This window comes from Streptomyces sp. NPDC111656, from assembly GCF_055656965.1.
Window position 1 is genome coordinate 147,624 of sequence record NZ_JBVKCA010000012.1, and the last position, 22,563, is coordinate 170,186.

A 22,563-nucleotide genomic window follows, 5' to 3' on the forward strand; every position below is an offset into this window, starting at 1 on the left:
CGTACGGCCGCACGCCGAACGGTCCCGTGTCGCTGGCGCGACGCGGGACCGTTCGGAGAAGACCAGTCGTCTTCGGTGAGATGACGGGCCGTCAATCTTCAGATGTCAGTTGCGACCACTGGGGTCAGTGTCCGCCACCGCCCCCGCCGCCGCCGTTGCCGCCACCGCCGCCGCCGCCGTGGTCTCCGCCACCGCCGCCGCCGTTGCCGCCGCCGCCGTGGTCTCCGCCACCGCCGCCGCCGTGGTCTCCGCCACCGCCGCCGCCGTGGTCTCCGCCGCCACCGCCGCCGTGGTCTCCGCCGCCACCGCCGTAGTCACCGCCGCCGCCGTAGCCGCCGTCGTCGTCTCCGTGGTCTCCGTGGCCTCCGTCGTCGTTCCAGTTGCTGTAGGAGTAACCGGAGTCCGAGTGGGAGCTGGTCGCGCTGGCGATGCCGGCCGTGCCGAACGCCAGGGCCAGAGCGGCGAACAGGCTGGCGACCAGCCGGAACGTCCTCGAAGTGATGATCCGCATGGTGCTTTCCCTTCCCGGGAGCGTAGACAGGTCCTGGCCCTGCACGGCCGCGGTGACGTCGGCACCACTGAGGCACTGAGACGTTCGCGATGAGGGTCCGGTACATCGGCGTTGAAAGTGACGGGAATCGCCGTCCGCCGACTCACGCGCTGATCGCGCGGCATCGGGCCCACCTGGGCTGCTGAGTGCAGCGAACCCCGCGGCGGGGCGCCCGTCCGTCAGTTAACCGACGACCGGGTTGTCGTCGGTCGGGATGTAGTCGGTCGGGATGCTGAGATTGTTCGTCTTCTCACCAGGCAAAACGTCTGTTTTCTGTTCAACCCGTATCCAAACTACGCATACCGGGACAACGAAGTCAAGCGCAGCAGGTGGGCCCCGGGAGCGGATGAAGTAGGCCGTGGCGCCGCAGGTAACTCCCTTTACTTCCTTTTGGTGTTGGGTGACTGACGCCCGCCCAGATCGGGGCTGGTCAGGGCGGTCCCGGCCGTCCTCTTCGGCCCGCGCGGCGCACGACGCGCGCCCGGCCCGACTCGCCCAAGGAAGAGGGGCCGACGTCGAGTTGGCATTCCCCGAGGCGGATCCTCGACGGCGCTGCCCTCGGGTCGACGACGCGCTCGGTGTCCGCGAAGTGGGCGTCGCGCCCTTGCCCGGCCCGGGAGATGGGGCAGTGGCCTCTCTGTATGCGGAGATCGACACGTGCCCGGCCGGGCGACCGTCACTGCCGAGTGGCCGTGGGACGCTTGGGGCTGGTCGGCGCCCTGTGGTGGTGGGTGGCCTGGCCGTCGACAGGGCATGTCGGCAACATAGAGAACAAAATTGTTGACAATCTTGTTGGGCTGGATTTAGGTTCGACAGGCACTCACTCAGGGAGGGCGCGATGCCGAAGGAAGCCCGTCCAGGCACCGGCGAGCAGGCCAAGCAGCACGCACTCGTGCACCTGCGGCAGGCGATCCTGCACGGCGACATGGCACCGGCCCAGCGGCTGGTGGAGACCGAACTCGCCGAGCAGTTCGGTGTCACGCGGGCCAGCGTCCGGGCGGCGCTGATCGAGCTGGAGTCGGAGGGACTGGTCGAGCGGATCCGCAACCGCGGCTCGCGGGTGCGGGTGGTGACGGTCGAGGAAGCGGTGGCCATCACCGAGTGCCGCATGGTCCTGGAGGGCCTCTGCGCGGGCAAGGCGGCCGTCGCGGCGAGCGAGGACCAGCTGGACCAGCTGACCGACCTGGGCACGGCGATGTCCAAGGCGGTCGCGGGCGGTGAGCCACTGGTCTACTCCCGGCTCAACCACGAACTGCACGACCGGATCAGGGAGTTCTCCGGCCAGCAGGTCGCCGTGGGGCTGCTGGAGCGGCTCAACGGGCAGCTGGTGCGCCACCGTTTCCAGCTCGCGCTGAGACCGGGGCGCCCCCAGCAGTCCCTGAGTGAGCACCTGGCCATGATCGAGTCGATCAGGGCCCGGGACCCGCAGGCGGCCGAAGCGGCCGTCCGTACCCACCTCGCGGGAGTCATCGACGCGCTGCGCCAATGACGTCGCGGTGGTGGGGCATCCGGCCTGTCCACAAGGAGATGTGAGCAATGACGTACGGCAAGGCGCCCACCACCCCACGATCGACACTTGTCATCACCGCGCATGCAGGGGACTTCGTCTGGCGGGCCGGGGGAGCCATCGCCCTGGCCGCCTCCCGTGGAGAGAAGGTGACCATCGCGTGCCTCACCTACGGGGAGCGCGGTGAGTCCGCCAAAGCCTGGCGCGAGGGCAAGTCGCTGGAGGAGATCAAGGAGATCCGCCGTGCCGAGGCCGAGGCGGCGGCCTCGACGCTGGGCGCCAGGGTGCGCTTCCTGGACGCCGGCGACTACCCCCTGCTCGTCACTCAGGAGCTGACCGACCAGCTCGTACGCATCTACCGCGACACCCAGCCCGACGTGGTCCTGACCCACCCCCTGGACGATCCCTATAACGGTGACCACCCGGCGGCCGCCCGCATGGCCCTGGACGCCCGTGTCCTCGCCCAGGCCATCGGCTACCCCTCCGAGGGCGAGATCATCGGAGCCCCGCCGGTGTTCTTCTTCGAGCCGCACCAGCCGGAGATGTGCGGCTTCCGGCCCGAGGTCCTCCTCGACATCACCCCGGTCTGGGAGACCAAGCGCAAGGCCATGGAGTGCCTCGCCGCCCAGCAGCACCTGTGGGACTACTACACCGACCTGGGCAAGCGGCGCGGCGTACAGCTCAAGCGCAACGCGGGCCCCAACCTCGGCCTGCCCCACGCCACCTACGGCGAGGCCTACATGCGTCCCTACCCGCAGGTCACGGAGGAGCTGGCATGAGCGGCCTGATCGTCACCGACCCGCCGCGCGCCCATGCCGAGGACGTCGAGGCGCTCGGCGGCTACGGCGTGGCCACCGTCCACGAGGGCATGGGCCGAACCGGCAGTCTCGGTCCCGGCTTCCGGCCCATCCAGCAGGACGTGCGCATCGCGGGCACCGCGGTCACCGCCCTGTGCTGGCCCGGCGACAACCTCATGATCCACGCGGCGGTCGAGCAGTGCCGCGAGGGCGACATCCTCGTCGTGACCACCACCTCGCCCTCCACCGACGGGATGTTCGGCGACCTCTTCGCCACCGCGCTCCAGTACCGCGGGGTGCGCGGCCTGATCATCGACGCCGGGGTGCGCGACACCGCCGACCTGCGTGCCATGGACTTCCCCGTCTGGTCGAGCGCCGTCTGCGCCCAAGGCACGGTCAAGGCCACGGCGGGCTCGGTGAACATACCCGTCGTGCTCGGCGGCCAGGTCGTCCGCCCCGGTGACGTCATCGTCGCCGACGACGACGGCGTGGTGTGCGTACCCCGCGAGCGGGCCGGTACGGCCGTCAAGGCGGCCGAGGCGCGCACCGCCAAGGAGGACGCCTCCCGGGCCGCCTTCGCCGAGGGCCAGTTGGGCCTGGACCGCTACGGCCTGCGCGAGACCCTCGTACGGCTCGGGGTGCGGTACCAGGCCTACGACGAGTACGAACGCAACGGTTCCCCGTCATGAGCACCGGCGAGGAACTGCGCTGCATGCTGATGCGCGGGGGGACCTCGAAGGGCGCCTACCTCCTGGCCGAGGACCTGCCGGCCGACGCCGGCGCACGCGACGACCTGCTGCTGCGGGTCATGGGCAGCCCCGACCCCCGGCAGATCGACGGACTCGGCGGAGCGCACCCGCTCACCAGCAAGGTCGCGGTGGTCTCCCGCTCCCAGAGCCCCGACGCGGAGGTCGACTACCTCTTCCTCCAGGTGGGAGTGGACCGGGCCGAGGTCTCCGACCGGCAGAACTGCGGCAACCTCCTCGCGGGGGTCGGCCCGTTCGCCGTCGAACGCGGTCTGATCGCCGCCCGGGACGGCCACACCTCGGTACGGATCCGGATGGTCAACAGCGGTGACCGCGCCACCGCCACCTTCCCCACGCCGGACCGGCGCGTCTCCTACGCGGGCCCGGCCGAGATCTCGGGCGTGCCGGGCACCGCCGCACCCGTGGTGATCGAGTTCGAGCGGGGCAGCAACCCCCTGCTGCCCACCGGGCACGCCCGGGACATCGTCGCTGACACGCCCGTGACCTGCGTGGACAACGGCATGCCGACCGTGCTGATCGCTGCCGCCTCCCTGCAGGTCACCGGTTACGAGAGGCCGCGGGACCTGGAGGAGGACCTCACCCTGCACGACCGACTCCAGCGGATCCGCCTGGAGGCGGGCCTGCTGATGGGCCTGGGCGACGTCAGCGAGACGACCGTGCCCAAGCTCAGCCTGCTGGCGCCGCCCACGAACGGCGGTGCGGTCATGACCCGCACCTTCATCCCGGTCCGCTGCCACACCGCCATCGGCGTCCTGGGAGCCGCCAGTGTCGCCGCCGGGCTGCGCGTCCACGGCGGCGTCGGCCAGGACGTCGCCCGTCTGCCCGAGAACGGCGGACGACTGCGCATCGAGCATCCCACCGGATTCCTCGACATCGAGAGCGAGATCGACGACGGCACCCCGGGGGCCGCCCCCGTGGCCCGCCGTACCGCCGTCGTCCGCACCGCACGCAAGATCTTCGACGGTACGGTCTTCCCCCGACCGGCCGGAGCCGCACTTCACCCTTAAGGAGGCCTGCATGGCCCCGCCCCTCGGCGACATCGCCCACCTCGGGCACGTCGAACTGCTCACCCCGGACCTGGACGGAAGTCTGCGGTTCTTCACCGACTACCTCGGCCTGACGGTCAACGGCCGCAGCGGTGACTCGGTCTATCTGCGGACCTGGGACGACTACGAGCACCACAGCCTCGTCCTCACCGCGCACCAGACCTCCGGTCTGCGCCGCACGGCCCTGCGCGCCTCCAGCGAGGAGGCCCTGCGGCGGAGGGTCAAGGAACTGGAGGCCGCCGGTCGCCAGGGCCGCTGGACCGAGGACGAGCCGGGCCTCGGTCCGCTGTACGTCACCGCCGACCCCGACGGCCACGAACTGGCCCTGTACTGGGAGTCCGAGTGGTACCAGGCCCCGGACGAGCTGAAGCCGGGGCTGAAGAACCAGCCCCAGGCCAAGCCCGGTCACGGCGTGGGCGTACGCCGCCTGGACCATGTGAACTACCTGGCCGCCGACGTCGCCGCCAACGCCGACTTCCACCAGCACCTCCTGGGCGCCCGGCCGACCGAGCAGATCCAGCTCGACGGCGGCCGGATCGCCGCGAAGTGGCTGACGTTCACGAACAAGTCGTACGACGTCGTCTACACCGAGGACTGGACGGGCTCGCGCGGGCGGCTGCACCACATCGCGTTCGCGACCGACACCCGCGAGGACATCCTGCGCGCCGCCGATCTCGCACTCGACACCGGTGTGTTCATCGAGACGGGCCCGCACAAGCACGCCATCCAGCAGACGTTCTTCCTCTACGTCTACGAGCCGGGCGGCAACCGCATCGAGTTGTGCAACCCGCTCACCCGTCTCGTACTGGCCCCCGACTGGCCCCTGATCACGTGGACCCAGGCCGAGCGGGCCAAGGGGCAGGCGTGGGGTCTGAAGACCATCGAGTCCTTCCACACCCATGGCACACCGCCGCTGGACCCGGCCGCGGACCACTGAGAACAAGTCAGCGAAACAGGCAGGGCGGCACACGGATGTGTGCCGCCCATGGCCGTTTCACCTGCTGTTTCTCTCCTGCTGTAGCCTCTCGGAACCGTTGGCTGGATTGTTCCTGAGATTGTTGACAAAAGCGTTGACACTTAGGGAACCGGAACCCTAGCGTCGTGCGCACCATCGGGTCAGGCCGCTCGAGCCGCACCGACCCGCCTCACTCATCCCCTCCAGGGACACTTCTCCCGGACGAGAGGAAACAATGATGTCTCCCTCCCCAGACCTGCGCGCCCGCGGGACCGGACTGGCCACGCTGGTCGTCGGCCTGTGCTGGCTGGTCGTGCTCTTCGACGGCCTCGACATGTTCGTCTACGGCTCCGTGCTGCCCAACATGCTCGCCGAGCACGCCCTGGGGCTCCAGCCGTCCCAGGCCGGCGACCTGGGCAGTTACGCCACCTTCGGCATGCTGATCGGCGCGCTGTCCGCGGGTACGGTCACCGACTGGATCGGCCGCAAGAAGGTGATCATCACCTGCACGGCGGTCTTCTCGCTCGCGTCCGCCCTCTGCGCCGTCGCCCCCAGCCTCGGTGTCTTCGGACTCGGCCGGTTCATCGCGGGTCTCGGACTCGGCGGCCTGCTCCCCACCACGATCACGATGGTCGCCGAGTACGCCCCGCGTGGCCGCCGCGCTCTGATCGTCGGCACGCTGATGACCGCCCACCAGGCCGGCGGCATCCTGGCGGGCTTCGTCGGCCTGTGGACGCCCGGCGCCGGCCAGTGGCGCGTCGCCTATTGGATCTGCGTGGTCCCACTGCTCATCGGCGTCCCGCTGATCGCCAAGTACCTCCCCGAGTCCCTGAACTTCCTGGTCGCCAAGGGACGCACACGGGAAGCCCGCGAGCTCGCCGAGCGCTACGACGTCGAACTGCCCGCCCCCGCGGCGGAGCGCCCCGCGGCCGGGGACCGCTGGAGCGCTGTCGTCGCCCTGTTCCGCGGCGGCCTGTGGCGCACCACGCTGCTGTTCTGGCTGGCCTCGTTCTGCGGCCTGCTGCTCGTCTACGGCGTCAGCAACTGGCTGCCCACCATGATGCGCGGCGCGGGATACGAGCTCGGCTCCTCGCTGTCCTTCGTCATCGTCATCAACCTCGGCGGCATCGCCGGCATGCTGATCGCCGGCCGCTTCTCCGACCACTTCGGCGGCGCGCGCGTCGCCACCGTCTGGTTCGCGGCCACCGCCCTCGGCGTCTATCTGCTCGGCATCCACATGGCGCTGCCGCTCACCTACGTCGTGGTCTTCCTGACCGGCCTGTTCCTCTTCAGTGCTCAGGCCATGATCTACGCGACGGTCGCCGGCCGCTCCAGCGACGACAACCGCGCCACCGCCGTGGGCTGGGTCTCCGGCATCGGCCGCTTCGGCGCCGTGTTCGGACCGTGGCTCGGCGGCCAGCTCGTCGCGGCCAAGTCCGAGAGCTGGGGCTTCACGGCGTTCGCCATCGCCGCCGTGCTCGCCACGGTCTTCGTCGCCCTCACCGGCCTGCGCGGCCCCGAGCGGACCCCGCAGCGCGACGCCGCCCAGCAGCTGACCACCACCGGCTGACCGCGACGACATGCCTGAGGCCGGGACCTGGCGGGGCCCGGCCTCAGGCATGTCCGGATCAGATACGACCAGCGCCACCCATGGCCCATCTCAGCCCATCTGGTCCTGTGCCGAGAGGTGTTCCACCGTCACCCCGGTCTCGGTGAACGTACGCGTGACCGTGCCCGACGTGTACACCCACAGGATGCGCAGCGGGCGGTCGCCGATGTTGCGGAACAGATGAGGGACGGGCGACGGCACGTACGTGGTGTCGAACTGCTCCAGCTTCGTCACCTCACCGTCGACCACCACCTCCGCCTCGCCCTCGAGGATCGTCACGTGCTCGTCGCAGTTGTGCGAGTGCAACGGAGCCCCGGAGCCGACCGGATAGACACTCATGCCGCTGGTGATGCGGTTCTCCCCGGCTGCCGAGGGCGTGGTGATCAGCGGTGTCGTCATGACGGCACCACCACGGTCGAGCGGCGGCACGGACGCGACTTTGATGATCGTGGTCATCCGGAGTTCCTCTCCCATCAACGCTGTTGCGTCGATCGACGTTAGGTCGCGTCCCCATGAATGGGTGCCCTCCGGCGTGCAGTTTTACCTTGCATTCCGGGAGGGGTGAGCTTCCCGAACTCGGCTGTACCTTCGGCTGGCATCGCACGGCTTCCCCGTACGTGCCGGAAACACGCCGGAAAGAGAAGGCAGGTATCGGCCCCATGAGGCTCCCCGTTCTCACCGATGAGGAAATGAATCCCCGCCAGCAGGAACTGGCCGCCCGCATCGCCGGCCGGCGCGGCGCCGTCCGTGGCCCCTTCCGCGTCTGGCTGCACAGCCCGGAGATGTGCGAACGCGCCGAATCCCTCGGCGCCTTCGCCCGCTTCGACTGCGACCTCCCCAAGCATCTGCGCGAGCTCACCCTGCTGATGGCCGCCCGGAACTGGGACGCGCAGTACTCCTGGAACGCGCATGTGCACCAGGCGATCGAGGCCGGCATCCCGGAGGCCGCCGTCAAGGCCGTCGCCGAGAAGCGCGAGGCGGTCTTCGACGACGAGGCGGACCAGGCCTTCTACCGGTTCTGCCGCGAGGTCCTCGAGAACCACTTCGTGTCCGACGAGACCTTCGCCCGCGCACTCCAGCACTTCGGCCCCAAGGGCCTGGTCGACACCATCGGCGCGCTCGGCAACTTCACCATGCTCGGCATGTGCCTGAACACCTTCCAGGTGGACCTCCAGGCCGATCGTGAGCCCCCCTTCCCCGACATCCGCGGCTACGAGCGTGTCGTCCCCGACGGGGACGGACCGCGGCCGTGACGGCCCTGTCGGCCGTGGTGCGCGTACGGGGCGTCACCAAGAGCTTCGGCGGGGCGGCCGCGCTCAAGGGTGTGGACCTCGATCTGTACCCCGGCGAAGTGCACGCGCTGATGGGCATGAACGGAGCCGGCAAGTCGACACTGGTGCAGATCCTCTCCGGGGCGCACCAGCCCGACGGCGGCACCATCCAGGTCAACGGGGCCACGTACTCCGGACTGACCGTCCGCAGGGCCCGACGGCTCGGCATCGCGTCGGTTCCCCAGCGCCGCGAACTGGCGATGGGCCTGACCGTGGCCGAGAACGTCATGCTGGGCGACCTGCCCACCAGGCGTGGCACGGTCCACTGGAAAGCCGTCAACTCCGAGGCGAGGAAGGCGCTGTCCGGCCTCGGCATCGACATCGGCGTGGAGCGCACCGCCCGTTCGCTCACCGTCGCCGAACAGACCATGGTCGAGGTGGCGCGGGAGGTCCGCCGCGGCGGCCGGATCCTGATCCTCGACGAGCCGACCGCCTGCCTGAGCGCGGAGGCGGCGCACCAGATCAGGGACCTGGTGCGCACCCTGCGCGACGAGGGCGTCGCCGTCGTCTACATCTCGCACTACATCGACGAGGTCATGGCCGTCGCCGACCGTCTCACGGTCCTGCGGGACGGCGACGTCGTACGCAGCGCGCCGGCCGGCGACCTCGACCCGGCGGGGCTCGTGCGCAGCATGGTCGGCCGGGACGTGGTCTCCCGGCGCGTCGAACGCGCCGCCCCCAAGGACGACATCGGCCTCGCGGTGCACGGTCTGAGCGACGGCCGGACCATCCGGGACTTCACCGTCGAGGTGCGCAAGGGCGAGATCGTCGCGGTGCTGGGACCGGCCGGGGACGCGCAGTCACGCCTCTTCGACCTGCTGTCCGGCCGCCGCCGCCCCGACCTCGGCACCGTGCTCGTCGACGGCGCCCCCGTGCCCCTCGGCCGTGTCCACGCCTCGCTCGCCAGCGGCCTGCGCTGCGTCACCGGAGACCGCAGGGCGCTGGGCCTGGTCCCCGAACTCTCCCTGGACGAGAACCTGATGCTGGCCGACGACCGCTTCGCACGCCGCCGCGTCCACCGGCGCGGCGCGCTCACCCGCCGCGCGGCCCCGCTGCGCAGGAGCTACGGAGTGGTCTCCCTCGCCGGGAACCCGCCGGTGAGCGCGCTGTCCGGAGGCAACCAGCAGAAGGTGCTGCTGGCCAAATGGCTGCAGACCGAGCCGGTCGCCTGCTTCCTGGAGGACCCCACCAACGGCGTGGACATCGCGGCCATGGCCGACATCCACACCCTCGTCGACGACCTCGTCTCGCGGGGCACGGCCGTACTGCTCGCCTCCTCCTCCGCCGAGGAGGTCATGCGGCTGGCCGACCGCGTCGTGGTCGTCAGCGCCGGCCGCGCGGTCGCCGAACACGACGTCACCGCCATCACCCACGACGAACTCGTCGCCACCACTCTCGGAGGTCAACCGCAGTGAGCGTCAAGACACTTGCCGACGCGCCGGGCGTCAGCGACCCGCCCGAGGAGCCCCGGCCCCGGTTCACCTTCGGGGGCCTGCGCCGTGCGCCGCACACCGGCCTGGTCGCGGTCCTGATCGTCGTGGTGGTCGCCACCGCGCTGCAGACCGACTCCTTCGCCACCACCACGAACCTGATCAACGTGCTTCGTCAGGTGAGCGTCACCGCGGTGATCGCCGCGGGTCTCACCCTGCTGATGACCGCGGACGGCATGGACTTCTCCATGGGCAGCAACGTCTCCGTCACCACCGCCGTCGGCGCGCAGTTGCTCTCCCACGGCCACTCCACCGCGTTCACCGTGATCGCCTCGGTGCTGCTGGCCACGGCCATCGGGCTGGTCAACGGACTGGTGGTGACGTTCACCAACGTGGCCCCCTTCGTCGCGACCCTGGCGACGGCCACCCTGCTCGACGGCGTCGCGCTCCTGGTCCAGGGCGGCCTCAGCGTCTCCATCGGCACCAGGATGTTCCCCCTGGGCAACGACAAGGTCCTCGGGGTGCCGTACCTGCTGATCGTGGCGGTCCTCGTGCTGCTGGCGACGGCCCTGGTCATGCGGTTCACCGTGTTCGGGCGGGACGCCTTCGCCATCGGCGGCAACGAGCACGTCGCCCGGCTCAGCGGCATCAACGTCACCGCGCGCAAGCTCACGTTGTACGCCGTCACCGGCGCCCTCTCGGGTCTCGCGGGAGTGATGCTGCTGTCCCGGCTGGGTGCCAGCAGCCCCGGCACCGGCGGCCTCACCCTCCAACTCACCGCCGTCGCCGCCGTGGTGATCGGCGGCACCTCACTCGCCGGCGGCCACGGAACCGTCGTGGGAACGGCGCTCGGGGTCCTGCTGCTCGGCGTGGTGGCCAACGCCCTCAACCTCGTGCAGGTCTCCAGCTACTTCCAGCAGGTCTCCGTGGGCGGCGTGCTCCTCGTCGCGGCCATCGCCAACGAGCTCCACAAGGCCCGCTCCGCGCGGCACTGACCCCCCTCGTCTTCTCTCCACCGCCCGTCATGAAAGGCGTACGCCCATGAGACTCTCCGCCCGCTCCCGCCGAGCGTTGCTCGCCGCCGTCGCCGGCACCACCCTGGTGCTGAGCGGCTGCGGCAAGGACACCGGAAGTGGGTCCGGCTCCGTGTCCCTCGGGTTCGTCAACGGCGCCGACACCGAATTCCACACCTGTTTGCAGAAAGCCCTGGAACAGACGGCGAAGTCGGAAGGGGCGAAGGTCTACACGGCCAACTCCCACCAGAACTCCGGCACCGAACTGTCCAATATCGAGGACATGATCTCCCGCAATGTCAGCGCGCTCATCGTGCAGACCGTCAACGTCGACGCGCTCAAGGGCGACATAGCCAAGGCCAAGGCCTCGAACATTCCGATCTACCTGACGTCCGTGGCCACCAGCGACGTGAACGACATCCTCGGCGCGGCGGTCGTCGACCTGGGCAAGGTCGGGGCCCTGGACGCCGGCTGGGTCGCGAAGGACGCGGGCGGCAAGGACGTACAGGTCGGTGTCATCGCGGGTGCGCCCGGTGCCGCCTCCGATCTGCTGGTGGGCGGTTTCACCAAGGCGCTGCCCGGCAACGCCAAGGTGGTCGCGAACCAGCCAGGCATGTTCAACGCCGCCAAGGCGCAGGACGTCGCCGAGAACATGATCCAGGCCCACCCGGACCTCGCCTACGCCTTCGTCGCCAACGAGGAGATGGGCCTCGCGGCACGCAAGGCGTTCGACGCGGCCGGCGCCAAGAACGTCAAGATCGTGACCACCAACGGCACCGACGAGGGCCTGGCCGCCGTCAAGGACGGCCGCTTCTCCGCCACCGTGGCCAACTCGGCGATGACGATCGGCCAGACCGCGGCCAAGAACGCGATCGGACTTCTGGGCAAGAAGAAGGTTGACAAGATTGCCAACATTCCTCTTCTCTTGGTCACCAAGGACAACCTGAGCAAGGCACCCCAGTACTGCCCCAAGTAACCGAACCCGCACCGCGAAGCGGTGTCTGTCGCGCAGGCGTCCCGAGCCGCCCGTCCACCGCGTCGCCGGAATGCCCGACCAGCCGCCTCGAGGACATTCCGGCGCGGTACGCCCGCACACCCGTACGACCGGCACCGCCGCCGGGGCCCACCCCTGGCAGTCATGGGCCTCCGGAGGAAACATGGATCGCTTGCTCCTCATGCACAGCTTCGTCACCGTCGCGCAATCCGGCAGTTTCAGCGGAGCCGCCAAGAAGCTGGGCTCCTCGGGCTCGCTGGTGTCACGGCACGTCGCCGAGCTGGAACGGCAGGTGGGGGTCCGCCTGGTCAACCGCACGGCCCGTTCGGTGAGCCTCACCGAACCCGGCCAGCGCTACGCGGAGTTCGCCGCGCGCATCCTGGAGGAGATCGAGGCCGAGGACGCCGGCATCGCCCAACTCCACGACCGCGCCGAAGGGACGCTCAGCATCATCTGTCCCAAATGGATAGGCAGCCTGGACCTCGGAGACGCCATCGCCGCCTTTTCCGCCGCACACCCGAAAATCCAGGTGCGATTCGAACTCGGCGGCATGTCCGACCGGACCTACGATTTCCTGGACGGCGGATTCGACGTGGCATTCCACACCCGCGACCTCCGGGACTCCAGCGTCCGCCTCAAGAAGATCGCCTCGCTCCCGTTCGTGCTGTGCGCCGCCAAGGAATACCTCAACCGGAACGGGCCACTGACCGAGCCGAACGGCCTCGCGCACCACGACTGCCTCGTGCACGTCAACGACCCGGTCTGGCGCATCGGCCACGGACACGCGTCCACCCTGCACAAGATCCGCAACATCGCCTTCTCGTCCAACTCCTACATCGCCCTGCAGAAAGCGGCCGTGCACGGGCGCGGTCTCGCCCTGCTCCCGCAGCGACCGGCCTACGACGACCTGGTCTCCGGCGCTCTGCAGGTCCTGCTGCCCGAACTCGCGGTGCCCGACCGGCCGCTGTACGCGATCTACGGCCCCGGGCAGGACACCCCGCGCAAGATCAGCGTCTTCCTCGGCTTTCTGACGGACTGGTTCTCGCAGAATCCCATTCCGGCGATCCGGCCGTAACCGCAAGAAACGATTGCACAGTCCGTCGGCCCCGAGCGTTGAGCCGCCGCCACCCGAAATCTACGCTCACCAGGCGACCCGTGAAACGAGGAGACCATGGGAATCCAGAGAATCGAATCGGTCACCTACGGCATCGGCGACCTCGACGAATGCGCCCGTTTCTTCGACGACTTCGGACTGTTCCTGGTGGAACGGACCGACGAGTACGCGGTGTTCGAGACGCTCACCGGGCAGACCCTCCACCTCGACACCGACCCAGGGCCGCTGCTGCCGCCGCCGGTGGAAGCGGGTCCCACCCTGCGCGAGGTGGTGTGGGGCGTCGACACGGCGACGGAGCTGAAGCGGATCGTCGCGGCCGTCGGCCGGGACCGGGCGGTCCGGGAGGACGCCGCCGGAGTGTTCCACACCGTGGACGAGACCGGTTTCGGAGTCGGTCTGACCCTGGCCCGGCCCAAGCCCGCGCCCCTCACCCCCCGGCCGGCCAACGCCCTGGGCAGCGTAGACCGCTGGAACACCGCCCTGGAGCCGATCACCCGCGTCCACCCCCTGCGGATGTGCCATGTGGCCCTCAACATCCTCAAGGAGGGCCGCGAGGAGGCCGTCGCGTTCTACGTGGAACTGCTCGGCTTCCGGCCCACCGACGTGGTGAAACCCATGGGCGTCTTCATGCAGGCCCCGGGCGACCAGGACCAGCACACCATCCTGCTGTGCCACCGCCCCGACAAGGCCGGCGTCAACCACATCGCTTACGAGGTGCCCGGCTTCGACGACGTCATCGAGGGCGGCAACCACATGATCGACCACGGCTGGCGCGAGGCCCGCAGACTCGGCCGCCACACCGTCGGTTCGAACGTCTTCCGGTTCGTGCACGCACCCTGCGGCGGACGGGTCGAGTACGCCGCCGACATGGACCGCGTCGACGACCGCTACGAGACCCGGGTCCACGAGACCACCCCGCCCCACCACATCTGGGCGCTGCGCACCAACCGCGACCAGCAGGACGCCTCCGCCTCCTGACCCTCCGCCGCCTTCGGCCGGGGAAGCCCGCGCCGTGGGCCGGGGGAAACCTCCATTCGCTTCGCTCGCCAGCCTGAGAGGGCACCCACTCATGACCTCCGACCACGGCTACCCCGCCGTCCGCATGTACATAGCGGGCCAGTGGTGCCAGGGCGGCACCGGACGGACCGCCCCGATCGTGAACCCCGCCACCGAGGAGGTGATCGGAGAAGTACCGCTCGCCACCACCGACGACCTGGACCGCGCCCTGGCCGCCGCCGCCGGGGGCTTCAGTGCCTGGCGCGACACACCCGTCGCACGACGCACCGCCCTCCTGCACGCCGCCGCCGACCTGCTCACCGAGCGCAGCACCGAAGTCGGCCGGATCATGACCCTGGAGCAGGGCAAGCCCCTCGCCGAGGCCACCGGGGAGGCCCGCCGCGTCGCGGACACCCTGCGCTGGCACGCCGACGACGCCCGCCGCGCCTACGGCCGCATCATCCCCTCGGCCCCCGGCACCCTGCTGTCCGTACGACGTGAACCCATCGGACCCGTGGCCGCGTTCGTCCCCTGGAACTTCCCGGCGGGCGGCCCGATGCGGAAGATCTCCTCCGCGCTCTCCGCGGGCTGCTCCATCATCATCAAGGCCTCCGAGGAGACGCCCGCGACCGCCGCCGCCCTCGTCGGCTGCTTCGTGGACGCGGGCCTGCCGGCCGGTGCGCTCAACCTCGTCTTCGGCGAACCCGCCGAGGTCTCCGCGCACCTCATCGCCTCCCCGATCACCCGTCTGATCGCCTTCACCGGCTCGGTCCCCGTGGGTAAGCTGCTCGCCGCCGCGGCCGGCGAGGTCATGAAGCCCTCCCTGATGGAGTTGGGCGGCCACGCCCCGGTGATCGTGTGCGCGGACGCCGACCCGGTGAGGGCCGCGCGCCGCGCCGCCCAGGCGAAGTTCGCCAACGCCGGACAGGTGTGCACCTCACCGAGCCGGTTCCTGGTCCACGAGGGCCTCGTCGAGGACTTCACCGCGGAGTTCGTGAAGGCCGCCGAAGCGGTCGTCGTCGGCGACGGCCTGGCCGAGGGCACCACCATGGGGCCGCTCGCCAACGAGCGTCGGCTCCAGGCCGTTCAGCGTCTGACCGCCGATGCCGTCAGCCGGGGAGCGAGCGTCCGCACCGGCGGCGAACGCCTCGACCGCGCCGGGTACTTCTTCACGCCGACCGTCCTGACCGACGTACCTGCGGACGCGGGCCTCCTGCACGAGGAACCGTTCGGACCCCTCGCGCCGATCGTCCCCTTCGATGACCTCGACGAGGCGCTCACGACCGCGAACGCGCTGCCGTACGGCCTCGCCGCCTACGGCTTCACCGAGTCCGCCGCCACCGCCGAGCACCTGGTGCGTGAACTGGAGGCCGGCATCCTCTCCGTCAACCACTGCGGCGGCTCCGTCAGCGAGGCCCCCTCCGGCGGCGTCAAGGAGAGCGGCTACGGCAGGGAGGGCGGGCCCGAGGCCCTCGACGCCTACCTGATCACCAAGCGCGTCTCCCATCTGCTGGCGGGCTGAGCGTCATGCGATACACCCGTGTCTCGGTCGGCGGACGGGCGGTGTGGGGCAGGGTGGGGGAGGAGGACATCGAGCTGCTGTCCGAGTCCCCCCTCGACGCCACGCGGCAGCAGCACGGCGAACGCGGCCCCACCGTGGTCGGCACGGTGCCGCGCGCCGACGCGACCTGGCTGCCCGTCGTCGTCCCGCCCGTGTTCTACGCGGTCGGCATGAACTACCCGCGGCACATCGATCACGCCCGCGCCGAGGTCCCCACCCGTCCCGAGGTGGGCTACCGCGCCAACAACGCGCTCACCGGGCACGGTTCGCCCATCGTCAAGCCGGCCGGCGTCGAGGGCCGGTTCGAGGCGGAGCCCGAACTCGTCGCGGTCATCGGCCGAACGCTGCGGCACGCCACGTACAAGGAAGCCCAGGAAGCCGTCTTCGGCTGGACCATCGGCAACGACGTCAGCGCCCGCACCTGGCAGCATCAGGACCGCACGTTCTGGCGCAGCAAGAACAGCGACACGTTCAAGCCCATGGGCCCCTGGATCGAGACCGACGTCGACGCCCTGGCACAGACCACCACGCTCCGCGTCAACGGGGAGGTCCGGGCGTCGTTCGCGACCGGCGACATGGTCTTCGACCCCTTCGACTTCATCGTCGAGATCGCCCGGCGCAGCACCCTGCAGCCGGGTGACGTGCTGTGGATGGGCGCCGAGTCCACCTGCCAACTGGAGCCCGGGGACACCGTGGACATCGAGATCAGCGGCATCGGTGTCCTGTCCAACCCCGTACACAGCGAAGGGAATCCGTCATGAGCACCGCACCCCGCTACATCCACCACGTCAACTTCCCCACCACCGACCCCGACCGCACGGCCGACTGGTACACGAAAGTCTTCGGGATGAAGCGGATCATGCCCAAGTCCAACACCCGCGTGGTGCTCATGACCCGCGGCAACTTCGACCTGCACTTCACCCCGGTCGAGGAGATGGAGCGCATGGCGCCCTATCACTTCGCCGTCGAGGTCGACGACTGGGACGAGTTCCTCACCCATCTGAAGGAGCTCGGCATCCGGCACACCCGCCCGATCGAGCGGCCGGAGAACCAGTCCAAGTTCTGCTACGTCCACGACCCCGACCACACCATGATCGAGCTGGTCTTCCACGGCAAGCGTCCCAACTGACCGCATTCGGCTAGGAGTTCACTGACATGCCCATCGTCGACTCCGACGGCACCTCCCTCTACTACGAGCGCCACGGCAGCGGTCCGGCGATCCTGTTCGTGCACGGCAGCGGCGGCCATCACGCCGCCTGGTGGCAGCAAGTGGCCGCCCTGCGCGAGGAGTTCACGGTCGTCACCATGGACCTGCGCGGCTTCGGCAAGTCCGACGCCCCGGCCCGTCCGCACTCCTCGAAGCCCGAGTTCGACGGACAGGACTTCCCCGGTGACGTCGTCGCCGTACTCGACCAGGAGGACCTGACCGACGTCATGCTCGTCGGCCAGTCCATCGGCTCCGTCGCCGCCCTGCGCGCCGCCCTCCTGCGCCCCGAGCGCGTCTCCGTGGTCGCCCTCGGCCACTCGCTGGGCGGCATCAGCCACCCCGAGCTGAAGGAACTCGCCGCCGCCGACCGAGCCGAGGCCGTCAAGCTCCCCGTCATCGACCGCCTGCTCACCCGGCGGTTCCAACAGGAGCGACCCGACCTCACCTTCCTCTTCCAGCAGATGGGCACCTTCAACGTCGCCAAGATGGCCGACCTGCGCAACCTCGACACCAACGGCCCCTCGCTGGAGGAGATCCAGAACTCGGGCGTCAAGGTCGCCTTCCTGGCCGCGGAGAAGGACGCGGTACTCAGCGTGAAGACCGTGACCCGCGCCCACGAACTGCTGCCCGGCTCACATCTGGAGATCGTCCCGGACGCCCCGCACTCCATGTACTGGGAGGCGCCCGAGCAGTACAACGTGGCCGTCGCCCAGCTGCGCCGCACCCTCACCGCACAGAAGGAAGCCGCATGAGCAGCCTCACCCTCGATGCCGCCGAAGAGATCGTCGACGCCGCCCTGAAGCGCGCCCAGTCGCTCGGGAAGGCGGTGAGCGTCGCCGTGGTGGACGCGGGAGGCTTCGTCGTCAGCGTCCGCCGCTCGGACGGTGCGCGCCCGCTCACCCCGGACATCGCCCGCGCCAAGGCGTACACCGCCGCCGTGATGCAGCGGCCCGGCAAGATGCTGAAGAAGTGGCAGGAGAGCCAGCCGGTGTTCTTCTCCCAGCTCTCCCAGCTGCCCGGCGCCGCCCAGCCGATCATGGCCACCGAGGGCAGCGTCACCATCAAGAAGGACGGCGAGATCATCGGCGGCCTCGGCATCGCCGGCGGCACCGCGGACGAGGACCAGCAGGTCGCCGACGACGTCCTCGAATCCCTCGGCTACGAGCTGGAGTTCGCCGCCTGGGGCGTCGCGGGCAAGCCGGTCCCGAACGCCGAGAAGACCGAGAAGACCGAGAAGGAGGCCTGAGCCATGGCGGACACGTTCAACTACCGCATCGACCACCACGGCAGCCTGGTCCGCCCCGGCACTCTCCTGACCGCGCGGGCCGAGGGCGACCCCGAGATCGTGCTGAAGGCGGAACTCGACGCGGTCGAGGAGGCGGTGGCCCTCCAGCGGAAGCTGCGTACCACGGTCGTCACCGACGGGGACTTCCCCCGGGAGGACTTCCGCAGCGCGGTCTTCGACGCCGTCTCCGGCTTCCGTCGCACGGACACGGAAACCCCCGACGGACTGCCGCGCTGGGTGGCGGAAACGCTGCCCAAGGCGAACGGTCCGCTGCTCGCCGACTGGGCCGGGCGGCTCACCGGGCTGACGGTGATCGCCCCCAAGGCCTCGCTGCCCTCCCCGGCTTATCTGGCCGCCACCACCTTCGTACCCGAACTCGCCGCATCGGGCGGGCCCTCCTCGGCACGTGAACTCGGGGAGGCCCTCGCGGAGATCATCCAGGCGGAGATCGCGCTGCTGGTCTCCCGAGGCGTCCGGCTCGTCCAGCTCAACAACCCGCTGCTGATCGGCCACGTCGCCGCCGACCCGGCCGCCCCCGGCGTGCTGCCCTTGGAGGACGCGCTGGCCGTCGACGCCCTGGCGGTACGACTGGAAGAGCGCCCGGAGGGAGTCAGGATCGGCGTGTGCCCCGGCTGGGAGGCACCCGCCGCGGTGGACCGGGCCAGGACCGAGCGACTGTACGGCGGGATCCCGGCCGACCGCTGGATCCTGCCGTACGACAAGGGCACCGACGCCGAACTCGACCTGGTCAGGGCCCTGCCGGAGGACCGCGACGCGTGCCTGGGCGTGGTGGACGCGACCGTGTCCGCACTCGAGGACATCGACACGGTGATGGCCCGCATCGACGCCGCCGCCGAGGTCAAGGACCTCGAGGACATGGCCGTATCGCCGTCCCGCGGCTTCGCCGACGCGGCGACCCGTCCGCTGCTGAGCGCCGAGAACCAGCGCCGCAAGCTGGTACTGGTGGAGACCGTCGCCCGCTACTGCTGGGGCAACGAGTTCTGACCTGCGGGCCAGGGGCCGGGAAGCGCGCCCGCGCTTCCCGGCAGGCCTTCGGAGAACCTCGGCGTCAGAGAACCTCGGCGAAGGTCACCGTGCGCTCGGTCAGCAGCGGCCACACCGTCTCCACGATCAGCTCGGTGAAGTGGTCGGCGACCTTGTGCGCGTCGAAGCCGGCGCGGTCGGCGTACTGCTCGTACAGCACGAAACCACCCGGCCGGTCCACCTCGGCGTGCACCTCGTACGCCAGGTTCGCCGGCTCGGCGCGGGTGTGTTCGCGCACCTTCAACAGCGCGGCGCGCACGGTGTCCTCGTCGGCGGGCTCGCAGCGGTAGTGGGCGACTACTGCGTAGGCCATGTCTGTTTCTCCTTAGGGCCTGTCTCCGGCTCCCGGCGGCGTCGTACACACCGTCCGGCCTGCAGATTCCAGCACGGATCAGTCGCCCGCCGACCCGCGCGCGGCGCAAGCAATGACTGCCTGCGCGGGTCTGGTGGCACCGCCCCGACATGGTGTGTTGTCACATCCGGCCCCCTGCGGCCGCTCCCTGTGCAGACCGCGGATCCCGCACCGCGGCGGACGAAGGAAGTGATCTCCATGCGAACCCTGGAAACCCTCTTCGGCGGAGAGTGGGTGGCGACCGGTGAGTGGATCGACGTCCACGACCCCTCCGATCTGCGGACCCCCGTCGCCCGCGTCCCCGCACTCAGCGCCGCCGACATCACCCGCGCCTACGACCACGCCGAGCGGGGCTTCGCCGTCTGGAAGCGCACCAGCCCCTTCGAGCGCGCCCGGATCATGACCGACGCCGCCCGGCTGCTGCGCGAGCGCCTCGAGGAGATCGCCGAGGACCTGGCGACCGAGATGGGCAAGACACGGGCCGAGGCGACCGGTGAGACGATCAAGGCCGCGGACTTCCTGGAGTACTACGCGGGTCTCGCCCGGCAGGGGTACGGCACCCTCGTGCACGACGTCCGCCCGGACACCCGTACCCACCACCAGCGCGAACCGCTCGGCATCGTCCTCGCGATCACCCCGTGGAACGACCCGCTCATCACCCCGGCCCGCAAGCTGGCGCCCTGCCTCGCGGCGGGCAACGCGGCCCTCCTCAAGCCGGCCACCGACACCCCGCAGGCGGCTCTGCACTTCGCCCGCGCCCTCCACGACGCGGGTCTGCCCGCCGGTGTCCTCAACGTGGTCACGGGGCGCGGGGCGGAGATCTCCGAGGCGCTGATCTCCGACCCGCGCCTGGCCGCGCTCACCTTCACCGGCAGCAACGAGGTCGGCGAGGCCCTGCGCGGCCGGCTCGCCAACAGCAACATCCGCTTCCAAGGCGAACTCGGTGGCAAGAACGCGACCGTCGTGCTCGCCGACGCCGACCTCACCGCCGCCGCGAAAGCGGTCGCCGCCGCGGGCTTCGCCCAGGCCGGGCAGCGCTGCACCGCCACCAGCCGGGTGATCGTCGAGCGGCCCGTGTACGAGGAGTTCACCGCGCTGCTGCTCGCCGAGGCGACCGCGCTGCGCGTCGGTCCGGGCCTTGCCGAGGGCACCACGATGGGCCCGCTGGTGAGCGCCCGTCAGCGTGACGGCGTCCTGTCCGACATCGAACGCGCGGTCAAGCAGGGCGCGACGGTCCTCGTCGGCGGAGACCAGCCGGGCGACGAGGCACTGAGCCACGGGTGCTACGTCAATCCCACCGTGCTGGGAGACATGACCCCGGAGCTGGACATCTGGCGCGAGGAGGTGTTCGGGCCCGTCGTCGCCCTGCTTCCGGTGGACTCCTTCGAGGAGGCGGTCGAGGCCGTCAACGACTCCGTCTTCGGCCTCGCCGCCGCCGTGTTCACCCAGAACCTGGGCGCCGCGTACCGCTTCGCCGACGAGGCCGAGTGCGGCCAGATCGCGGTGAACACCACCACCTCGGGCTGGGACGTCCACCACCCCTTCGGCGGCTTCCGCGACTCCGGATCGCCGTTCAAGGAGCAGGGCGAGGAGGCCCTGCGCTTCTACACCCGGGTCAAGACGGTCGCCGTGCACTTCGGTGCGTGACGGCCTCGGCGAGAATCAGGAGGGAAGCCGATGGCTGACGAGACGATCGGCATCGTCGGCGCCGGCATCGTGGGCCTGGCCACGGGGCGTGCGATCGCCCTGCGCCGCCCCGGTACCCGGGTCGTGGTGCTGGAGAAGGAGCGGGCGGTCGCCGTCCACCAGACCGGGCACAACTCGGGCGTCGTGCACGCCGGCATCTACTACGCGCCGGGCAGCCTCAAGGCGGACCTGTGCGTGCGGGGCGTGTCCGTCCTGCGCGAGTACTGCCAGGACCGGGGCCTGCCGTACGCGGAGATCGGCAAGCTCGTCATGGCGGTGCGCGAGGACGAGCTGGGCCGGATGGAGAACCTCTACGAACGGGCCAGGAACAACCATGTGCCCGAGTTGAGGAAGGCCTCGAAGGAGGAGATCAGGGAGCTGGAGCCCCACGCCGGGGGCATCGCGGCGCTGTACTCCCCGCGCACCGCGATCACCGACTACCCGGCGATCGCCCGGGAGTTCGCCAAGGACGTCGAGGCCTCGGGCGGCGAGGTGCGCCTCGGATTCCCGGTCACCTCGATCACCGACGTGCCGGGCGGCATCGAGGTGGCCTCCGGGCAGGAGCGTGTCCGCGTCGACCGGCTGATCCTCTGCGCGGGCCTCCACTCGGACTCCGTCGCCCGGTTCGCCCAGGACAAGAAGGAGCCGAGGATCGTCCCGTTCCGGGGCGAGTACATGCTGCTCAGGCCGGAGCGGACGGACCTGGTGCGCGGGCTGATCTACCCGGTCCCGGACCCGCGTTACCCCTTCCTCGGCGTGCACTTCACCCCCCGCGTCGACGGCTCGGTCGAGGTCGGTCCGAACGCCGTCCTGGCCCTGGCCAGGGAGGGCTACACGCTCGGCAGGATCTCACCGAAGGACCTCGCGGGACTCGCGGCCTATCCCGGCTCCTGGAGGATGGCCGCGCGGCACTGGAGGACCGGCATCAGGGAGTACCGCGGCTCGCTGTCCAGGGCGGCGTTCATGAAGGACGCCCAGCTGTACGTTCCCGATGTCGGCGTCTCGGACGTGGTCCGCGGCGGAGCCGGCGTACGCGCCCAGGCCCTGGACCCGGACGGCACGCTCGTGGACGACTTCCGCATCCACCAGGTGGGCCGGATCACCGCCGTCCGCAACGCGCCCTCCCCGGCCGCCACGGCCTCCATGGCGATCGCCGAGCACATCGTGGACGCCGTGCTCGGCGACACTTCCGCCATCTGAAAATGCCCTGCGTACGGGGGACTTTCGCGCAAGTAGTGCTTGCATCCCGGGGACTCGGCAAGGCCCCACCACCCGCCTAGCGTTCCTTCCACACCACCCCGCCACCCCCTTCCCTTCGA

23 protein-coding genes are annotated in these 22,563 nt (G+C 70.2%); 20 read left to right on the forward strand and 3 right to left on the reverse strand.

The features are described from left to right. Nucleotides 1-124: 124 nt before the first annotated feature. Nucleotides 125-511, reverse strand: a complete 387-nt coding sequence (locus tag ACZ7M3_RS31405) for a hypothetical protein (RefSeq protein ID WP_472067531.1) — start codon at nucleotides 509-511, stop codon at nucleotides 125-127. A gap of 877 nt (nucleotides 512-1,388) precedes the next feature. Here ACZ7M3_RS31405 and ACZ7M3_RS31410 point away from each other — a divergent pair. From ACZ7M3_RS31410 to ACZ7M3_RS31435, 6 genes are all read left to right on the forward strand, one after another. Continuing rightward, nucleotides 1,389-2,039 (forward strand): GntR family transcriptional regulator, encoded by a 651-nt coding sequence (locus ACZ7M3_RS31410; RefSeq protein ID WP_472067533.1) that lies wholly within the window; start codon nucleotides 1,389-1,391, stop codon nucleotides 2,037-2,039. Between the two features lie 47 nt (nucleotides 2,040-2,086). Then, a complete protein-coding gene (locus ACZ7M3_RS31415) occupies nucleotides 2,087-2,836 on the forward strand; it encodes a PIG-L deacetylase family protein (RefSeq protein ID WP_472067535.1) in 750 nt (249 codons plus the stop codon). Continuing rightward, nucleotides 2,833-3,543: a 4-carboxy-4-hydroxy-2-oxoadipate aldolase/oxaloacetate decarboxylase gene (locus ACZ7M3_RS31420; RefSeq protein ID WP_472067537.1), complete on the forward strand. Its 711-nt coding sequence runs from the start codon at nucleotides 2,833-2,835 to the stop codon at nucleotides 3,541-3,543. The genes ACZ7M3_RS31415 and ACZ7M3_RS31420 overlap by 4 nt, the downstream gene beginning before the upstream one ends. Continuing rightward, complete coding sequence (locus ACZ7M3_RS31425) at nucleotides 3,540-4,628, forward strand: 4-oxalomesaconate tautomerase (RefSeq protein ID WP_472067539.1); 1,089 nt, start codon at nucleotides 3,540-3,542, stop codon at nucleotides 4,626-4,628. The genes ACZ7M3_RS31420 and ACZ7M3_RS31425 overlap by 4 nt, the downstream gene beginning before the upstream one ends. 10 nt (nucleotides 4,629-4,638) lie before the next feature. After that, nucleotides 4,639-5,604: a catechol 2,3-dioxygenase gene (locus tag ACZ7M3_RS31430; protein WP_472067541.1), complete on the forward strand. Its 966-nt coding sequence runs from the start codon at nucleotides 4,639-4,641 to the stop codon at nucleotides 5,602-5,604. Between the two features lie 256 nt (nucleotides 5,605-5,860). Next, on the forward strand, nucleotides 5,861-7,192 hold the full coding sequence (locus ACZ7M3_RS31435; RefSeq protein WP_472067543.1) for an MFS transporter: 1,332 nt from the start codon (nucleotides 5,861-5,863) through the stop codon (nucleotides 7,190-7,192). 90 nt (nucleotides 7,193-7,282) lie between these two features. Here ACZ7M3_RS31435 and ACZ7M3_RS31440 read toward each other — a convergent pair whose 3' ends face one another. After that, nucleotides 7,283-7,687: a cupin domain-containing protein gene (locus ACZ7M3_RS31440; protein ID WP_472067545.1), complete on the reverse strand. Its 405-nt coding sequence runs from the start codon at nucleotides 7,685-7,687 to the stop codon at nucleotides 7,283-7,285. A gap of 233 nt (nucleotides 7,688-7,920) precedes the next feature. Here ACZ7M3_RS31440 and ACZ7M3_RS31445 point away from each other — a divergent pair, with 233 nt between their 5' ends. The 12 genes from ACZ7M3_RS31445 (at nucleotide 7,921) to ACZ7M3_RS31500 (ending at nucleotide 19,167) form a co-directional block, all read left to right on the forward strand. Further along, on the forward strand, nucleotides 7,921-8,484 hold the full coding sequence (locus ACZ7M3_RS31445; RefSeq protein ID WP_351302116.1) for a carboxymuconolactone decarboxylase family protein: 564 nt from the start codon (nucleotides 7,921-7,923) through the stop codon (nucleotides 8,482-8,484). After that, the gene (locus ACZ7M3_RS31450; RefSeq protein ID WP_472067547.1) at nucleotides 8,481-9,977 is read left to right on the forward strand and encodes a sugar ABC transporter ATP-binding protein; all 1,497 of its coding nucleotides are present in this window, start codon (nucleotides 8,481-8,483) and stop codon (nucleotides 9,975-9,977) included. The genes ACZ7M3_RS31445 and ACZ7M3_RS31450 overlap by 4 nt, the downstream gene beginning before the upstream one ends. Then, on the forward strand, nucleotides 9,974-10,987 hold the full coding sequence (locus ACZ7M3_RS31455; RefSeq protein WP_472067549.1) for an ABC transporter permease: 1,014 nt from the start codon (nucleotides 9,974-9,976) through the stop codon (nucleotides 10,985-10,987). The genes ACZ7M3_RS31450 and ACZ7M3_RS31455 overlap by 4 nt, the downstream gene beginning before the upstream one ends. 46 nt (nucleotides 10,988-11,033) lie before the next feature. Continuing rightward, nucleotides 11,034-11,981: a sugar ABC transporter substrate-binding protein gene (locus ACZ7M3_RS31460; protein WP_472067551.1), complete on the forward strand. Its 948-nt coding sequence runs from the start codon at nucleotides 11,034-11,036 to the stop codon at nucleotides 11,979-11,981. 181 nt (nucleotides 11,982-12,162) lie between these two features. Next, nucleotides 12,163-13,074, forward strand: coding sequence for a LysR family transcriptional regulator (locus tag ACZ7M3_RS31465; RefSeq protein ID WP_472067553.1), 912 nt, complete (start codon nucleotides 12,163-12,165; stop codon nucleotides 13,072-13,074). 96 nt (nucleotides 13,075-13,170) lie between these two features. After that, the gene (locus ACZ7M3_RS31470; RefSeq protein ID WP_472067555.1) at nucleotides 13,171-14,091 is read left to right on the forward strand and encodes a VOC family protein; all 921 of its coding nucleotides are present in this window, start codon (nucleotides 13,171-13,173) and stop codon (nucleotides 14,089-14,091) included. 91 nt (nucleotides 14,092-14,182) lie between these two features. Beyond that, a complete protein-coding gene (locus ACZ7M3_RS31475) occupies nucleotides 14,183-15,631 on the forward strand; it encodes an NAD-dependent succinate-semialdehyde dehydrogenase (RefSeq protein ID WP_472067557.1) in 1,449 nt (482 codons plus the stop codon). Between the two features lie 5 nt (nucleotides 15,632-15,636). Continuing rightward, entirely contained in the window at nucleotides 15,637-16,431 is a 795-nt protein-coding gene (locus ACZ7M3_RS31480; RefSeq protein WP_472067559.1) for a fumarylacetoacetate hydrolase family protein, read from the forward strand. Then, nucleotides 16,428-16,799, forward strand: a complete 372-nt coding sequence (locus ACZ7M3_RS31485) for a VOC family protein (RefSeq protein ID WP_472067561.1) — start codon at nucleotides 16,428-16,430, stop codon at nucleotides 16,797-16,799. Before ACZ7M3_RS31480 ends, ACZ7M3_RS31485 begins: the two co-directional genes overlap by 4 nt. Before the next feature lie 26 nt (nucleotides 16,800-16,825). Then, a complete protein-coding gene (locus ACZ7M3_RS31490; RefSeq protein WP_472067563.1) occupies nucleotides 16,826-17,629 on the forward strand; it encodes an alpha/beta fold hydrolase in 804 nt (267 codons plus the stop codon). Then, nucleotides 17,626-18,123 (forward strand): GlcG/HbpS family heme-binding protein, encoded by a 498-nt coding sequence (locus tag ACZ7M3_RS31495; RefSeq protein ID WP_472067565.1) that lies wholly within the window; start codon nucleotides 17,626-17,628, stop codon nucleotides 18,121-18,123. The genes ACZ7M3_RS31490 and ACZ7M3_RS31495 overlap by 4 nt, the downstream gene beginning before the upstream one ends. 3 nt (nucleotides 18,124-18,126) lie before the next feature. Then, nucleotides 18,127-19,167, forward strand: coding sequence for a uroporphyrinogen decarboxylase/cobalamine-independent methonine synthase family protein (locus ACZ7M3_RS31500; RefSeq protein ID WP_472067567.1), 1,041 nt, complete (start codon nucleotides 18,127-18,129; stop codon nucleotides 19,165-19,167). A gap of 64 nt (nucleotides 19,168-19,231) precedes the next feature. On the opposite strand, the gene ACZ7M3_RS31505 is transcribed toward ACZ7M3_RS31500, so the two are convergent. Beyond that, nucleotides 19,232-19,519, reverse strand: coding sequence for a putative quinol monooxygenase (locus ACZ7M3_RS31505; RefSeq protein WP_067374769.1), 288 nt, complete (start codon nucleotides 19,517-19,519; stop codon nucleotides 19,232-19,234). Between the two features lie 237 nt (nucleotides 19,520-19,756). Here ACZ7M3_RS31505 and ACZ7M3_RS31510 point away from each other — a divergent pair, with 237 nt between their 5' ends. Both ACZ7M3_RS31510 and lhgO read left to right on the forward strand, forming a co-directional pair. Continuing rightward, nucleotides 19,757-21,205: an aldehyde dehydrogenase family protein gene (locus tag ACZ7M3_RS31510; protein WP_472067569.1), complete on the forward strand. Its 1,449-nt coding sequence runs from the start codon at nucleotides 19,757-19,759 to the stop codon at nucleotides 21,203-21,205. 30 nt (nucleotides 21,206-21,235) lie between these two features. Beyond that, nucleotides 21,236-22,444, forward strand: coding sequence for an L-2-hydroxyglutarate oxidase (lhgO, locus tag ACZ7M3_RS31515; protein WP_472067571.1), 1,209 nt, complete (start codon nucleotides 21,236-21,238; stop codon nucleotides 22,442-22,444). The last annotated feature ends 119 nt before the right edge of the window (nucleotides 22,445-22,563 follow it).